Here is a 15,217-nt window from a genome sequence, read left to right as displayed (position 1 = left end):
ATAAAATTTATGATTTCGAGGGCTTAAACCCCATTGATAAGTTTAAATTTAACAGACTGCCTGTCGGATACATCCAGCAGCTCACCGGTTTTCAAACCGATTCGAAGCTTTCCTTTAGGCATTGGAAAGATTTCTTTGATGTAATTCAGGTTAACGATATGGGTTCTGCTGATTCTGAAAAACACCGCTTCATCCAGTTTTTCAGTCAGTTGATTCAGGGAAGTTTTTAAGAATGCTTTCTGAGCTCCAAAATAAAGCCGTGCGTAGTTATCCATCGATTCTATGAGGTAAACCTCGCTTAATTTAACAAAATGACAGCGTTCCCCATCTTTGATAAAAATAGTCCGGTCTGCCGTTAGGGTCCCCTTTTCTGCTTCCTGCTTTTTCCCTTTTTCCATCACCCTTGCTATGGCCAGGGCAAAACGTTCATCTCGGATCGGCTTCATCAGATAATCCAGTGCATTGATTTCAAAAGCTTTAACCGCATACTGATCGAAGGCGGTTGTAAAAATCACTTCCGGCACTTCGGCTAAAGAAGCCAGTAATTCAAATCCGGATTCACCGGGCATCTGGATGTCTAAAAAAATCAGATCCGGCTTTTTACCCTGTATTTCCGCCCTTGCTTCGTCTGCATTTTGCGCTTCCCCTACAAGTTCAAATAAAGGGTAGTCGGATAGGGCCCGTTTCAGCTCTTCCCTTGCAAACCGTTCATCATCGATAATCAGGACTTTAATTATTTTCATGTTAACGGGATTAAGATCGTGGCCAATACGATATTATGGTCGAAAGGCATCAATGCGACACTTGCTTTTCCTTCATACTGAAGCGCTAATCTTTCTTCCAGATTGCGGAGCCCCAATCCCTTATGTCCTGTTTCAGGATCTAAAGCTCCCGGACTCAACACACTGATCTGTAACTCTTCGCCTGCTTTCTTTACGCCTATCCTGACAATCCCTCCATTCTTTTTCTTTGCAATCCCATGTTTGATCGCATTTTCAACCAGCGTATGGATAGAAAGTGGCGGAATCATCACCTCATCCAGTTCCTGATCTGTCTCCATCAGGCTATCCATCCGTTCCCCAAACCTGAGTTTCTCCAGTTCCAGATAGTCTTTTACTAAACTCAGCTCGTCCTTTATTGGAATCAAAAGTACCTGGTTCCGGTAAAGAGAGATCCGCAACAGTTCCGACAGCAGGTCAATTCCACGCCTTGCAGCTTTAGGATCATCAACTACCAGTGCTTTGATATTATTCAAAGAATTAAATAAGAAATGTGGATTGAGTTGTGCAGACAGGTTGATCAGTTGGGTCTCTTTGGCGGCCAGGACAAGCGCCGCATTTTCCTTTGTCGCCCTGATTTCTCTCTTTGCATATAAATAAAGGTGGTAGGCCAGCACCCAGATCGACATCAATCGAAAACCCGTCATAAAAATGTTCATGCCATTATATCTCAAAAACATTTTAAGGGATGAATACATATCTTCCGGATATGCTTTTGCATTCCTGTCTTTCACATAAAAAAAATAATCGTTAATCAGGTATAGCTTTCCACAAATCAACATCATGTATAAAAATGCCAGAACCACAATTGATGGAATGATATACCACATCAGACGGCTTGTTGCCAACTGCCCCCATTGGTTCTTTTTAGCAATACTCCGGTAAATGTGCGTCAATCCAATCCCTATAATCACATCGAATATAAAATGCACCAGTCCTGCGACCGGATTAAAAATACGGCCCAGAAAAAACGCCTGGTATAACCAATAAAAAGAAGCAAGCGACCAGCCAATGAGCTGACACTTCCAATAAAGACTAATTTTACGCTTATTTTCCTCTTGCTTTTCCATAATTCTTAAACAAATATACCAATCCGAATAGCGTATGAAATAAAAAGTACAGGAGCGCAGATATTTGGGGACGAAAGCAGAATTTATCATAAGAATTCAATTCTTATTTCAGTGTTTGAGGAAATCTTTGCACCTTCGTATCACACCAAACCTGAGAATTATGTACCGCAGTATTGAAGATTTCCTGACCACGCGTAAAGAAGAAGAGTCTAGTACCGTTAAAATATTTTCCAATCTTACCGAGGAAACAAAATCAGTAAAAATTCATGAAAATGTACGTTCTCTGGAGCGTCTGGCCTGGCATATGACCCAAACGCTTACGGAAATGGGTAAAAATGCAGGCTTATTTGAGACCGATCTGCTCCATGAGCTTCCCATTCCGGCAAGTCTGCCTGAGCTGATCGAAACTTACATCAATTACAATACGTTATTGATGCGTACGGTAAGGTTAAAATGGACAGACTCCAATCTTGACGACCTGGTGAATATGTATGGCGAAGAATGGAAAAAAGGAAAAATTCTTTCTATCCTGATTGCCCACGAAAGTCACCATCGCAGTCAGATGTCGGTAATTATGCGCATGCTTGGTTTGCCCGTTCCCGGAATCTATGGTCCTTCCAAAGAAGAGTGGATAGCTTTCGGAATGCCTCCTATGGAGTAACCAGTCCTTTTACATCTTCATAAACGAATGCCGGGCGCAGGTCTTTACTTTTAAGCTTAAACGTCACATTGATGAGCTTCAGTCCTTTTACATGTCTGGCCCATAAGCCATGGGCAGGAATTTTTGGACCAAAGGTTTTGATCTCCGGATATTGATCTATGGCTTCGGGAACCATTTGTTTGGCATCTTCTGCGGTTCCTCCTCCGGCAAGGGTAATTTCAATATTCTCTAGTTTTAGATTGGTAATGTCATGACCGGGAACACCCGTGATCAGTATTCCTGTTGGTGGCATCAGCTGCGCATCATCGGCAGCGATTGCTTTCACATTCCTGATGCTTACCTGGTCCAGACTCCCCGTTTGCTGTTTACTTTCTCCTTTCCTGAATACACTTAGCCTGGAACCCAACCTAAACAACATGGGTGTCCTCACATTCTCCATACTGATGTCTGAGATTTCAATATTCCTGATGCTGCCGCCATCTACGGACAGCAGCTTTATGCCGCCATTTTTTGTATCGTAAATATGGCATCCGGAAATTTTGATGTTTTCAAAAGCAGCCATAGACTCCGTTCCTATCTTAATTCCAGCCTGGTTGCTCTTTAAACGCAGGCCCGATACGACAATATTCCTGCAAGCCATTTTGCTGGAAGTGGTTTTAAAGACCAATGCATCGTCACCACTGATAATGTCGCAATCCTTAATGCGTACGTCCTGACAACCGTCAATCCCGATTCCATCATTATGGGCTACGCCAATACTTTCGATTTTAATGCCTTCAATGAGGATTTGTTTGCTCTGGAAATAATGGGAAGTCCAGGCGCCTGCAGACTTAAGCGTCACTCCTGTTACCTTTAGTCCTGTACAGCGGACCATGCGAATTAGAAAAGGCCGCAGGCCCCAGCGTTCTCCCTCAGGACGGGTATCCATTAAGATGTGTTTTGCTTTGATGGCTGATCCCTGCCCATCAATCGTTCCGGCACCTTCAATGCCTATATTCCGCGCATCCACAGCAACCAGTAAAGCCCAGCCCACCTCAATTCCTAACCCTTCGGTAAAAGCATCCATATTTCTGTAATCTGCCAGGTCTGTACTCCCGAGCAATACGGCGTTTTCTTCCAGGTAAAGGGTCACATTGTCTTTCAGGACAATTGTTCCGGAAAGAAATCTTCCGGCAGGAAAAATGACTTTGCCCCCTCCGGTCTGATGACATTCGTCGATAGCTTTTTGAATAGCCACTGTGTTTAAGGTGTTTCCATCACCCTTTGCACCGTGCTTAACAATGCTGACATCTGCTCCTTTTCCGATACCCGCAAAAGCAAGGAAGATCAACCAATAGCTAATGAGTTTTTTCATATTTTTTTATTCTGCAATCAGTTCAAATACAGCACTACTTAAAGGAATAATTTTCCCTGCAGACAGGTTCAAACCAATTTTCATGAGGTAATCACCGGTATAAGATTTCCCATCATCCGGATGTGTCGAAGCCACATCAGGCAAGAGATTGGTCTCCTTGATTTTATATTTTTTTCCCGGGTCCAGACCGGATAACAATACTTTCCCCATATATTCCTTTTTTCTGAAATTGAGGAGATAACTGAACAACACGGCCTTATTTTTTGTCTCATTTACATACATTAAAACCGCTCTGTTTTCTTCATAGGGGGAAACCAGCCGGTATAAATCACCGAACCAGATGACCTCACTCATCCTTTTATAATTTTTCAGTACCGCTGCGCTAAACCGGATTTCTTCAGGACTCAGGTTCTTTACCCGGATGTCGTAGCCCAATTTTCCCATCATTGCCACATCTGTACGAAACTTCAGGGATTGTTTCCCCATTGAAGTTACATGGCTGGAGACCGTAAGTGAAGGAAAAAAATTCAGGTATCCCCATTGAATAAATACCCTTTCCAGGCCATCAGTATTGTCGCTGGGCCAAAATTCCGAGAAATATTTCAATCCGCCGTAATCCACACGTCCCCCTCCTCCTGCACAAAGCATGATGGGCAAATGAGGGTATTTTTTTCGTAGACGTTCCATGATGACATACAGGCTTTTCGTATAATCAATAAACAGGTTACCTTGATTTTCCTTCAGAAAAGGAGAATAGGTATTGGTCAGCATCCGGTTACAATCCCATTTTATGAATGCGATTCCCGGGTTCTGCAGCAACAGGTCATTGACCGTATTGAAGACGAAATCCTGCACTTTTGGGTTGACCAGGTCCAGCACCAGCTGATTTCTGGAATAGGACTCCTCCCGGTTTGGCAGCTTCAAAATCCAATCGGGGTGTTGCTCATACAGCTCACTTTTAGGACTGATCATCTCCGGCTCCAGCCAGATCCCGAATTTCAGGTCCCGGCTTCCGGCGGCTTTAATCAAATGGGCTAGTCCACCGGGAAGTTTCTTTTGATCTACCTGCCAATCGCCTAAGGCTGTTTTATCCGCATCTCTTGGATACTTGTTGCCAAACCAGCCGTCATCCAATAAAAACAAATCAACCCCAAGCTGCTTTGCACCATCGAACAGTTCCACCAGGACCTCCTGATTAAAATCCATATGGGTGGCTTCCCAGTTGTTCAATAAAGTTAAACGCGGCTGTTCTCCATCGGGAACCTCATACTTCCTCGCCCAGCGGTGCAGGTTTCTACTGGCCTGACCTCTTCCTTTATTGCTATAAGTAAAGATAAAAGCAGGAGTTTCAAAACGTTTTCCAGCGGGCAATTTATACTCGGAAGCCCAGGGGTTCATCCCATTGATCATTCTCAGAGAGTTCTGTTGATCAATTTCAAAAGAACATTGAAAATTCCCGGACCAGGCCAGTGTACCAGCGATCAGCTCTCCGTTATTTTCATCTGAAGGTTTATTGAAAGACAAGAAAAAGGCTGGTGCACGGTACATGTGTGCCCTGGTTCCCAATTTACTGTCCAGCACCTTTATTCCGCTGGTCAGCAAACTTTCTTTCATTCTCATTTCCGTCATATAGTCTCCGTCAAACTGACTGAGCCAATATTTTGAAGCTTCAAAATGAAGCATGGAGGAAGCATAATTGCTTAGGGTTACCGGTTTCTTTTCCTGATGTTTAATTTCTGTCCAGGTTTTCAGCACATCATCTTTGAAATAGGCAGAGAAATGAAGTACCACCTCTAGCGGATATTTTGGATCTTTAAGCGTAATCGTAGTAAGACTCAGGTCATCTCCTTTTTTCTCTGTTTTATGGCCAGCATAAACCAAATCCAGAGAGGGATTTCCATCGGCATGAACGATACGAATGGCCGGCTCAAAAAGATCGCCCATTCCGGCGCCAATATAAGCTTCGTGCCGCATAGACTGCAGCAGCTCAGCATCTGCAGGATGACTCGGCTTTTGTCCGAAATAGCTCTGATAGAGCTTTCCATTAGTCCCGACAGTAAAGACAAGCAAACTATTTTTCGTTTCAATAAGCAACTGCGGAGCGGTTCCGGCGACAGCAACCAGGCTGTTAACAAAAAGTAAAACAACAAAAACGTAATGGTATTTCTTCATAAATTCCGGCTATAAATCGGCAATGGTGTGTTTAGAAGCAGTTAATCTTCATTGGCCATGAGCTGATCCGGCAATTTGCGGATTTCATGGAAATAATCAGTTGCTCATATTGGCCGGATGATCAATAATCTCAGCAAAAATTAGAAAAACAACCCGTCTGGAATTCCAGTTATTTCACAAAAGAAGTGCGATAATTTCAAGTTTGTAAATTATTTTCCTTCCCACTGTTGCGTTTTCAAGAAACAAATCGTTTTAATAGAGAAAGTGTTAATGGCCATTAACCAACTACTAATTTTTATAAAAACCTTAAAAATGAAAACAATGACTAATTATTTTTCTCCGATAGCCAAAACTTTAGTATGCGCCTTAACATTAACCTCTATTTTCAGTTCATGTAAAAAAGACAAAGATGTGGTTTATCCTCCAGTGGTAAAACCAGCAGCTCTTACCTTGGTTCATGCCGCAGCTGGTGTTGCTGAGCTTGATTTTTACGTTGACAAAGACAAAGCAAATGCAGCGTCATTTGCTTACAACACTACAATACTTGATCTGAAAATCGCAAAACCTGGTAAAAAAGAATTGAGCGTGACTAAAAAAGGCGTAGCAGATATCCTGGTAAAACTTCCGGTTGAATTCAAAGAAGACAAAGCTTATTCTGCTTTTGTTACTGACAAAACAGCAAGTACGATTGTTTTTGTAGAGGATGATCTTACTGCCCCTGCTGCAGATAAAGCAAAGATCCGTTTCATCAACCTAAGTGCTGACGCAGGAATTCTTGACCTTGCCATCACAGGAAAAGCGGAAGCACTGATTGCTAAAAAGGATTTTAAAGAATTCAGCCCTTTCATCGCTGCTGAGCCAGGTACAGAGATCAATTTTGAGATCAGAGCAAACGGCGCAGCAACTGTTTTAGCGACCCTTCCAAAAGTAACAATCGAAAAAGGAAAGATCTATACCATTTGGGCTAAAGGCCTGAAAACTGCTCCCGCAGCTGATGCATTAGCGCTTGCAGTAATGACCAATAAATAAGGTTAAAAATACTGGAGCTGTCCGGACCTCATTTGCAATCCCATCTGTCGTCCTTAATAAATTAGAACTTCCCCCAGGGCTATGATAAAGCGGACGACAGCATCAAAAATATTAAAAATTTACGGATGAGCGCGTAAGGGATGAGTAAGGACGGCTCCTATTAAAACACAAAAAGGTATCCTTTTATCGGGATACCTTTTTGTGTTTTGTTAAGATTCTACCTCATAATTATCCTGAGGCTGTACCAAAGCAATATGATGTTCTTTAAACAGCGCTCGGCAGGATTTGCCTTTTACCTCGAAATTCGCTAATTCGCCAACTTCCAGGCCAAACAATACTTCAAGAATCCGTACCGTTTCATAAGGAATATCTTTATCATCGCCTAGCTGAAGCTTCCTGTAATTGTGGAAGGTGTTGATAGAAGCCTTGATAATTTCGGGAATAAGCCGCTTAATTAGCTTATGCTGATTGTAAGTTAGCTTTTCCATACATTCATTAATCCTATACTTGTCCATAATCCTGATTTAAAGTGAACGAAGCAGATTCCAATGCACATTGTTTTTTCATACGTTAGTTTTTTTATGGTTAATAAACTACGATTCAAAAAAAACTCTAGAATAAACCCCGCACTCGGCTATGGCCAGGCCGCATATCAGTTACACGGTGGTTTAGACAACGTTGATCTCCAAAATTCAGGTTACCATCCGGGCGAATGGCAGAGTAAGATTATGACAACAATTTTGCTGTTCCTATAATTAACCCCTCTTAGCTCAAAATTAAGTAGTTAAGTTGAAAAATACAATAGAAAATAAAAAAATTAACAGCGCTACGGAAAGAATTTGACATTACCTATCTTTAAATCACAGCCTGAACAACAAAAGGTATGTCAATAATTATTCATCAATGGAATCATCATCAATGGAAAACAAAGAAATCAATCAGCTCATGTCTGATGAAAATGACCACCTGAAAAAGCTTCATCAGATCGTAAAAGACACCATCGAGGAAGAACAGCTTATTGTGAATAATCTGCTGAACCCTCCCGCGGAAATGATCAGTAAAGGGCAGAAAATTTCAGATAAGGTGGCCCGTTTCGGTGGCAGCTGGGTGTTCATCATCTGGTTTTTAATTGTGCTGGTCTTTTGGATCATTTATAATTCTTCGGCCCCTGGGAAAGCAGCCTTTGATCCCTACCCTTTCATCCTCATGAACCTCATCCTTTCCTGTATTGCCGCCTTACAGGCACCCATTATTATGATGAGCCAGAACAGACAGGAGGAAAAAGACCGCATGAGGGGGGAAAATGACTACATGATCAATCTGAAAGCAGAGATGGAGATCCGCAAGCTCCATTTAAAGATGGACCTCTTACTGGAAGAGCAGATCAAAACGATTTACGATACGCAGTCCAAACAATTTTTGCTGCTGGAAGAAATCTGTGAAAAGCTAAACAGACTGGAATCAAAATAAAACCAGGACAGGTTTTCGGGGGGATTACTCGGAAACCTGTTTTAAAAAGGCACTGGAAATGCTCACGTAATCTTTATTAAAGTGATGATCTCCGACAATGGTCAGCACCTTTAATCCGCTCTTTATGAATTTGCTTTTGATCGCATTTCCTTCCCCTGTGCCAAAGATGGAAACCTGATCAGCCGTTTTTATCTTCTTTATTTCGGCAATAACATCATACTTATTTTTTGAACTGCCAAAATTGAGCAGGTCGATCAGGTGAATCTCAAAGTCGGCCGTTACGTCCGGAGAAAGGGAAATCACCGCTTTGAGATCAGCTTTCAATTCCGGGGACAACCTATTGGCCACAAAGGGAACAATGGAAGCACCGAAGGAATAACCGGCCAGAATAAAATTTCCCTTTCCCAGTTCTTCCTTATAATGTTGTATCGCCTTAGCAATCTCCAGGGTACTGTTTTCCGGAGTTTTTGCATTCCAGAAATATTTCTGTGCATCCAGTCCAAGTACGGCAAGCCCCTTAGCTGCCAGGGACTCGGCCAGCGCCTGGTCGAATCCGGTCCAGCCCCCATCCCCGGAAATCATAAAGACCATCGGCAGGTTGCTCTTTTTTGCAGCAGGAATCAAGATTAAAGGCAGGTTCCCGGTGTAAGGTTTAAGCTGTTTATCCGCCATTGCTTTATGCTCCATGGACTTTTGTTCAGTAAATGTCGGAGCGGCCAGTATTTTTTTAAAGGCAGTTTTCAATTCCGGTTGCCAGTCTCCATGATTTAAAAAGCCATGCCCCACGTTAGGTAAGGGAATCAGTTCGGTCATGGGTATCCCTCTCAGGAAAGTCGCCGATGCATCAAATGGACAGGCCAGGTCTTTTTCTCCGTTTAAGACGATAAAAGGTGCAGTCAGACTTTTTGTACTTTCCAAATAATAAGAAAATCCTTTTTTTAACACACGCTGTGTCAACCCATTTCCTCTGCACAAAGGCTTTTTAAGATTGATATCCGGAGAAAAACCCAGAGCAATCGCTCCTCTGAACGTATCAGGTGGCGCTTGCACCAAACTCCCGTAAACGAGCACAGCCCCATAAGAATAGCCCATTAAAACAGGTTTGTGATAATTAACCAGTTTATATTTCTTCTGAACCGACAAGCTCAACTCTTCAAAGTCGGCCGCAGGATAAAGGCATGCTGCAGAGACTTTAGACAAATAATAACCATAATGCCGGGCATCAATCCCAAGCACCAATGCCCCCTCGGCAGCCAGATCTTTCGCCATCACCACTACCGCATCTTTCCAGCCTCCATCACCAGAGACAAACAGCACGACTGAAGTCGGCGTATTTTCAGGATGGTAAACTGTAATTTTACCAAACTTCCCATAAGAAATATGATCAATCACCTCATTGGAAAAGGCAGGAGCACAAAAAAGGATCAGCAACAGAGATATCGTCGTAAGTCTTCTCATTTTTTTAGGGTTTAATGACCTTTGTTAATGCCGCAGGTACCTGTAATAAATCAAAATCATGGTCATAAATCAGATACCTGTTGTGCCATTCCGGAGAGAACTTCTCCTTGGCGGCGCGCATTCCCTTATAGTGAGAAAATGACCGGATCTTTTCATAAGCAAATTTCATAGACCTTTCCGGAAAATTATGAGGGTCAATCAGGCCAGACATCGGCGCAAAGCCCAGGTTTACCGCAGCATATCCATTTTCTTTAAGGTGCTTAAATAAGGCCACCATAATGAAATCTATGATCCCGTTCGGGGCATCAGTAGTTTTTCGAATCAGGTCGTACGTACTTTCATCTTTGACATAATCGGGGATGACATTCAGAAAAGCCACGATCTTTTCTTCGGCATTTTCGACCGTAATGATCGTTTGTTCTTTCAGTTCTTCCCAGCTAAACATGCCCTGGGAAAACACAATCTCCTCCCTTTCTGTCCCTTCCAGCCACTCATCTGAAACAGATTTTAGCTTTTGTAACAAACCATCCTTAATTGGCGCCTCATATACCCGGCTCTGGAACCCCTGATCTGATACTTTCTTCAGCGCATTACGAATAGATTTTTTACTTCCCCCATCCAGAGAAAACCCAAGTAGGTCCAGGACGCCTTCCTGTCCGAGGAAGAGCTTTTTCTTTCCTGTTGAGATAAAATCTTCCAGGCTTTCCTCAGGAACGCGGTAATACAGGCTTTTCATTCCGCTTTCAAAACAATAACGGTCAAAATCTTTGATAAAAGCAGTTCTGATGGCAGGATCACATACCGGACATTCCAGAACTACAGCAAAATTACCTGCGATGCGATAGGCTACAAAACCTTCCAGCGTCTCGCTTGTATAAATCAGCTTATCCCGATAAGTCTTAAAATAGTCGACCGCCGAATTCCCATATTGACTTACCAGTTGCTTCGCCTGCTCAAATTCGGCTTCTTCCGTATCACTTTTCATCATGTATGGCCGGATGAGGGTATAAATTAAAAAAGCAATGGACAGAAAACCACTGATGTTGATCGAATATAGAAAGCCCCTGGCAAAATGGTCCAGAGGTTCCAGGTCATTACTTCCGATCAGGACAAAGTTTTCTAACGTATAACGGATAGATTGCGACCAGCTGAAGTCAATCCCGAAATGGTTTTTATCCAGAAAATAAAAACCTAAGGTTCCATAAATGAGAATCCCCAAAATACTCAGCAAGGTGGTTTGGATGCCAAAAGACCTTAACCGAGAATTGTGTTTCACATAATACTCTTTTCTGGAGCCGATGAGGATCAGGATCACCATCAGGGAAAATACAGCTTCTTCATAATCGATCGCTTTAGTGATGTGTCCGATAAAGGAAAGCAGACAAAGTGCTAAACCAAAATACCAGGCCATCCGCAATCCTTTCAGCATAAATGCCGCTGTGACCAGCAGGAAAAGCCCTGCCACGAGGACAAAATAATTGGATGCCGTAATCGCTTCCATAGGAATGAAATCCTTCAGAAACCTTAACCTTTCATGAATTGCCGGAGTAAGTACAGATACGACATTGACCACCCCCAGCAACAAGAGAAACAAGGCAGGGATCACCCGCATTAACAGTTTATTAATCCGAAAAAGAAAGCTCATTGCCCCCAGTACCATAGGGATCCAGAATTCCATGAAACGGTAAAGAAAAGTAATGGATACGGCTTCCGGTGCAGTGTAGCCCATACGGGTTAGAATAAAGGTCATGGAGGCTTCCACCGCTCCCAGCCCTCTTAAAAAAGGCGAAATGATCAGGAATACGACTGCTACAATATAACTAATGATGGCAATGATCCAGGAAGCTGGAATGTTCAAAGCCAGCATGGCGATATAAATATGAACAATACCCACAACTTCAATCAGGCTGCTATACAAAAATGTAGAGATGAAATGTTTCCGCTCAATCTTGTTGCTCCTGAATTCGGCAGCATAAACTTCAATTACCGGAATATATTTTACGATAAAACGGTAAAAGCTTCCTTTATGGATTACAGAACGGTAAAGTAAGTAAATGCCCGCGATGAGTAAGATTGCGGCAATCAGCCCAAACCACTCTCCATATCCAATACTTCCCTGTAAAATCGCATATATAAATACAGGAATGGCGATCACCAGTACCGATAAGATACCTACAAAACCATAAATAGAAGAAGCAAAATTAATCTGAGATTTGCTTACCCCCTTTTGCTCTATGGGCCCGCTGAAAAATGCCAGAGAAGAAACCCCACCGGCAGGCAAAAAGACGCTGACGAAATTGCGTTTCAAATAAAGCAGGGTACCATCTGCGATAGAAATCTTACTGGATACCGCAGCAAAGGACGAGCGGTACATCATCCCATGGACAAAAACGTAGACCACACTCAGGGCAATCCCGATGGATAACCAAAGCCACCGGGCAGTTACCAGCAATTGTTTAACCTGATGTATTTCTCCGCGTTGCTGTTTAATGAACCAAATGATCAGTCCGATAAAAAAAAGACTGAACACATAGCTGGATATAATTTTTCCATTTTCCCGGAGGAAAGGCACAAAGAATTTAAATCGCTTCATTATTTTTATAGGATAACCAGTACCTGATTTGAGATAAAGGTACGTCTTCTCAAAATAAAAAAGATGAAGAAATCTTCATGTAAAGCCTTAAAAAGGAGCGTCTTCTATAAATTCGATCACCTCACCATTAGGACTATAAACCAGGGAGTTGCTGACGATTACCGGAGGATTTCCCAGCGAAAGTTTCATGGGTTCGATACAGGATATCGCCCCTGCATTCAGACAACGATCATAGGCTGCCTTCGCGTTTTCTACGCTCATCGCCAGGTGTAGTAAAGCTCCTGTAAGAACCTCCTCTCCTTCATTGGCCGCTCGTCCTTCCCTTGGTGCATTCGCCTGCCCGTCAAAAATCTCGATAAAGGTATTTCCATCTGATGATTTCAGCATTGCGGCCTGCCGGATGTTAAATTCCGGTAAAGACCAGGTATGGCTAACCGAAAAATCAAGTGCTTCGGTATAGAATTTTAAGGTCTGACCAAAATCTTTCGCACGGATCGCCAGGTGGTGCAAGCCTTTAATTTTACTGCTATTTGTCATAAATCATGATATTTTTAACCAAATTTACACCCTGTATACTGCAGAAAGTGACACTTACAAAATTGTAAGCAAATGAGAAAGACAACTTCCACGAACTATGAGAATGAACAGGCATTGCATGAATTTTGCAGCGCAGCCTTTACTTTGTCTGTGATCAGTGGCAGGTGGAAACTCACGATCCTGGTTAAATTAATGGAAAGGGACCTCCGGTATGGCGAATTGAAACATGCCATTCCAGGCATTACAGAGCGTGTTTTGGCTTTGCAACTGAAAGCGCTGGAAGAAGATCAGCTGCTGCTGAAAATTTCAGACGATACTTCCGGACATTTACCGATATACAGCTTATCCCCCCTTGGCCGAAGCCTGGAAGCAGTCATCAACAGTCTTTCCGCCTGGGGCACCACACATCAACCAATTCAGACCAGCAGATGAAAGATCCTTACCATAAAATATTGAACCTCTTTCCGGAATACTCCGATGCGGAAGATACCGACAAAGCGCTTATAGAAAGGTTGTTTGAACCCATTGAAGTAAAAAAAGGAACGGTATTGGTGGAGGAAAACACCATTCCAAAATACTTATACTTTACAAATACCGGCTTCGTCAGGGTCTATTACTACCATGATGGAGAAGCCATCACCTGTCACCTGAATTGCCCAAATGGTTTTATCACCTCCTTTGGGAGCTTCATGACGGAAACAAGATCAACAGAAATTGTAGAATGTATCACCCCATGTTCTTTACTCCGGATCAACAAAAAAGACCTGGACCATTTATATGAACAGAGTCCTAAATGGGCGGAAGCCGGCCGTAAGATCTACGACCAGTCTATTGTTTATAATGAGCAACGTACCAGAGATATCCTGACCCTCTCTGCAGATCAGCGGTATTTAAAACTATTGAATGAATCTCCGGAGCTGATCCAGCAGGTGCCCCTGCAGATTATCGCATCCTTTATCGGCATCAAGCCGGAGAGTTTAAGCAGAATCAGAAGACAGCTCATTTCCTAACCCAGGTTAGGTAGATTAGAAATCGGGTGTCCGACCTTTGTTTGATAAAAAATAAACAAATGGAAAATACACCTCTTTCTTTGGTTACCGGTGCCAACGGGCATTTGGGAAATAACCTGATCAGGACCTTGTTGAATAAAGGAATTAACGTTCGCGCTTCTGTGCGTGACTTGTCCAACACCCTCCCTTTTAACGGATTAAAAGCAGAACTGGTAAAAGCCGACATTACCGATAAAAAATCTATGGTAAATGCCCTTGAAGGGGTTCATACCTTTTATGCTGTAGGTGCTTCTTTTAAATTATGGGCTAAAGATCCTGTAAAAGAAATCTACGATGTCAATATGGACGGAACCCGGCTTTGCATTGAAGCGGCAAAAGAAGCAGGCGTCAAAAAAATCGTTTATGTGAGTTCTATTGCCGCATTGGACTATACCCAGCTTCCTACCAGGGAAAGCAATGGCTACAATCCCGACCGCCGGAACTGGTATTACAATTCAAAAAATGACGGAGAAAAACTGGCCTTTGAACTATCGGCAAAACATGGAATAGAATTGGTTTCGGTGATGCCTTCCGCCATGATCGGTCAGACGGCCTTTCCTCCCTTAAGTGTTTCCTATGGCATTTTAAAGCTGGTGCTGAACAAGGAAATCCCGGTAGACACCAAAATTACGTTGAACTGGGTAGACGTTAAAGATGTGGCTGAAGGGCTCTATCAGGCTGCACAAAAAGGAAGAAACGGAGAACGTTACATCCTGGCAAATGAACAATGTATGGGCATTCAGGAAGTGACAGCCATAGCAAAAGAATTATTCCCTGAATTAGGGATTAAAATGCCTGCATCCGTTCCAAAAGGTTTATTGTATCTGATTGCCTGGTTGATGGAAATCAATGGCAAAATTAAAGGACAGGCCCCTTTATTATCGGTAACCGACCTCTCTATGTTCTCTGGTTTACAGCAGAATTTTGACATCAGTAAGGCACGCACAGAATTGGGCTTTAATCCAAAACCTCCCCGGCAGATCGTTGTGGAATCTTTGCAATACCTGATGAATAACAAGACGCTGTTTTTATGATATTGCGGTCC

The 15,217-nt window shown here is 42.7% G+C and carries 14 protein-coding genes; 6 read left to right on the top strand and 8 right to left on the bottom strand.

All coding sequences use genetic code 11. The annotated features are described in order from the left end of the window. Positions 1-23: 23 nt before the first annotated feature. Together BLQ87_RS00335 and BLQ87_RS00330 are read right to left on the bottom strand one after the other, a co-directional pair. Complete coding sequence (locus tag BLQ87_RS00335; protein ID WP_172664776.1) at positions 24-743, bottom strand: LytR/AlgR family response regulator transcription factor; 720 nt, start codon at positions 741-743, stop codon at positions 24-26. Further along, positions 740-1,849, bottom strand: a complete 1,110-nt coding sequence (locus tag BLQ87_RS00330) for a sensor histidine kinase (protein WP_074603932.1) — start codon at positions 1,847-1,849, stop codon at positions 740-742. Before BLQ87_RS00330 ends, BLQ87_RS00335 begins: the two co-directional genes overlap by 4 nt. 160 nt (positions 1,850-2,009) lie before the next feature. Here BLQ87_RS00330 and BLQ87_RS00325 point away from each other — a divergent pair, with 160 nt between their 5' ends. Then, on the top strand, positions 2,010-2,510 hold the full coding sequence (locus tag BLQ87_RS00325; RefSeq protein WP_074603931.1) for a DinB family protein: 501 nt from the start codon (positions 2,010-2,012) through the stop codon (positions 2,508-2,510). Here BLQ87_RS00325 and BLQ87_RS00320 read toward each other — a convergent pair. Both BLQ87_RS00320 and BLQ87_RS00315 read right to left on the bottom strand, forming a co-directional pair. Beyond that, complete coding sequence (locus BLQ87_RS00320; protein WP_074603930.1) at positions 2,500-3,864, bottom strand: glycoside hydrolase family 28 protein; 1,365 nt, start codon at positions 3,862-3,864, stop codon at positions 2,500-2,502. The two genes, BLQ87_RS00325 and BLQ87_RS00320, sit on opposite strands and share 11 nt — an antisense overlap. Before the next feature lie 6 nt (positions 3,865-3,870). Next, positions 3,871-6,036: an alpha-galactosidase gene (locus tag BLQ87_RS00315; RefSeq protein WP_074603929.1), complete on the bottom strand. Its 2,166-nt coding sequence runs from the start codon at positions 6,034-6,036 to the stop codon at positions 3,871-3,873. Positions 6,037-6,348: 312 nt separating this feature from the next. Here BLQ87_RS00315 and BLQ87_RS00310 point away from each other — a divergent pair, with 312 nt between their 5' ends. Then, a complete protein-coding gene (locus BLQ87_RS00310; protein WP_074604873.1) occupies positions 6,349-7,065 on the top strand; it encodes a DUF4397 domain-containing protein in 717 nt (238 codons plus the stop codon). 209 nt (positions 7,066-7,274) lie between these two features. Here the strand turns inward: BLQ87_RS00310 and BLQ87_RS00305 are convergent, their stop codons facing one another. Then, positions 7,275-7,580, bottom strand: coding sequence for a hypothetical protein (locus BLQ87_RS00305; protein WP_074603928.1), 306 nt, complete (start codon positions 7,578-7,580; stop codon positions 7,275-7,277). Positions 7,581-7,968: 388 nt separating this feature from the next. On the opposite strand from BLQ87_RS00305, the gene BLQ87_RS00295 reads away from it, so the two are divergent. After that, positions 7,969-8,535, top strand: coding sequence for a DUF1003 domain-containing protein (locus tag BLQ87_RS00295; protein ID WP_245723764.1), 567 nt, complete (start codon positions 7,969-7,971; stop codon positions 8,533-8,535). Between the two features lie 24 nt (positions 8,536-8,559). Here BLQ87_RS00295 and BLQ87_RS00290 read toward each other — a convergent pair whose 3' ends face one another. From BLQ87_RS00290 to BLQ87_RS00280, 3 genes are all read right to left on the bottom strand, one after another. Continuing rightward, complete coding sequence (locus BLQ87_RS00290) at positions 8,560-9,993, bottom strand: AcvB/VirJ family lysyl-phosphatidylglycerol hydrolase (protein ID WP_074603925.1); 1,434 nt, start codon at positions 9,991-9,993, stop codon at positions 8,560-8,562. Between the two features lie 4 nt (positions 9,994-9,997). Then, a complete protein-coding gene (locus BLQ87_RS00285; protein ID WP_083361621.1) occupies positions 9,998-12,586 on the bottom strand; it encodes a phosphatidylglycerol lysyltransferase domain-containing protein in 2,589 nt (862 codons plus the stop codon). 87 nt (positions 12,587-12,673) lie between these two features. Continuing rightward, a complete protein-coding gene (locus BLQ87_RS00280; protein ID WP_074603924.1) occupies positions 12,674-13,123 on the bottom strand; it encodes a VOC family protein in 450 nt (149 codons plus the stop codon). A 72-nt stretch (positions 13,124-13,195) separates the two neighbouring features. Here BLQ87_RS00280 and BLQ87_RS00275 point away from each other — a divergent pair, with 72 nt between their 5' ends. Genes BLQ87_RS00275 through BLQ87_RS00265 form a run of 3 tightly spaced genes read left to right on the top strand, consistent with a single transcriptional unit; the run spans position 13,196 to position 15,206 of the window. Beyond that, complete coding sequence (locus BLQ87_RS00275) at positions 13,196-13,555, top strand: winged helix-turn-helix transcriptional regulator (protein ID WP_074603923.1); 360 nt, start codon at positions 13,196-13,198, stop codon at positions 13,553-13,555. Further along, complete coding sequence (locus BLQ87_RS00270) at positions 13,552-14,133, top strand: Crp/Fnr family transcriptional regulator (RefSeq protein WP_074603922.1); 582 nt, start codon at positions 13,552-13,554, stop codon at positions 14,131-14,133. Before BLQ87_RS00275 ends, BLQ87_RS00270 begins: the two co-directional genes overlap by 4 nt. 59 nt (positions 14,134-14,192) lie before the next feature. Next, entirely contained in the window at positions 14,193-15,206 is a 1,014-nt protein-coding gene (locus BLQ87_RS00265; protein ID WP_074603921.1) for an NAD-dependent epimerase/dehydratase family protein, read from the top strand. Positions 15,207-15,217 lie beyond the last annotated feature (11 nt).

The organism is Pedobacter steynii (assembly GCF_900103665.1).
Classification (GTDB): Bacteria; Bacteroidota; Bacteroidia; order Sphingobacteriales; family Sphingobacteriaceae; genus Pedobacter; species Pedobacter steynii.
This window is presented reverse-complemented; position numbering and strand designations above follow the sequence as displayed.

Bases quoted from the DNA above. Each gene is read 5' to 3' on its own strand.
- BLQ87_RS00270 (WP_074603922.1), top strand. From the start codon at position 13,552: ATGAAAGATCCTTACCATAAAATATTGAACCTCTTTCCGGAATACTCC.
- BLQ87_RS00310 (WP_074604873.1), top strand. From the start codon at position 6,349: ATGAAAACAATGACTAATTATTTTTCTCCGATAGCCAAAACTTTAGTA.
- BLQ87_RS00305 (WP_074603928.1), bottom strand. From the start codon at position 7,580: ATGGACAAGTATAGGATTAATGAATGTATGGAAAAGCTAACTTACAAT.
- BLQ87_RS00285 (WP_083361621.1), bottom strand. From the start codon at position 12,586: ATGAAGCGATTTAAATTCTTTGTGCCTTTCCTCCGGGAAAATGGAAAA.
- BLQ87_RS00325 (WP_074603931.1), top strand. From the start codon at position 2,010: ATGTACCGCAGTATTGAAGATTTCCTGACCACGCGTAAAGAAGAAGAG.
- BLQ87_RS00295 (WP_245723764.1), top strand. From the start codon at position 7,969: ATGGAATCATCATCAATGGAAAACAAAGAAATCAATCAGCTCATGTCT.
- BLQ87_RS00320 (WP_074603930.1), bottom strand. From the start codon at position 3,864: ATGAAAAAACTCATTAGCTATTGGTTGATCTTCCTTGCTTTTGCGGGT.
- BLQ87_RS00280 (WP_074603924.1), bottom strand. From the start codon at position 13,123: ATGACAAATAGCAGTAAAATTAAAGGCTTGCACCACCTGGCGATCCGT.
- BLQ87_RS00290 (WP_074603925.1), bottom strand. From the start codon at position 9,993: ATGAGAAGACTTACGACGATATCTCTGTTGCTGATCCTTTTTTGTGCT.
- BLQ87_RS00265 (WP_074603921.1), top strand. From the start codon at position 14,193: ATGGAAAATACACCTCTTTCTTTGGTTACCGGTGCCAACGGGCATTTG.
- BLQ87_RS00315 (WP_074603929.1), bottom strand. From the start codon at position 6,036: ATGAAGAAATACCATTACGTTTTTGTTGTTTTACTTTTTGTTAACAGC.
- BLQ87_RS00275 (WP_074603923.1), top strand. From the start codon at position 13,196: ATGAGAAAGACAACTTCCACGAACTATGAGAATGAACAGGCATTGCAT.
- BLQ87_RS00330 (WP_074603932.1), bottom strand. From the start codon at position 1,849: ATGGAAAAGCAAGAGGAAAATAAGCGTAAAATTAGTCTTTATTGGAAG.
- BLQ87_RS00335 (WP_172664776.1), bottom strand. From the start codon at position 743: ATGAAAATAATTAAAGTCCTGATTATCGATGATGAACGGTTTGCAAGG.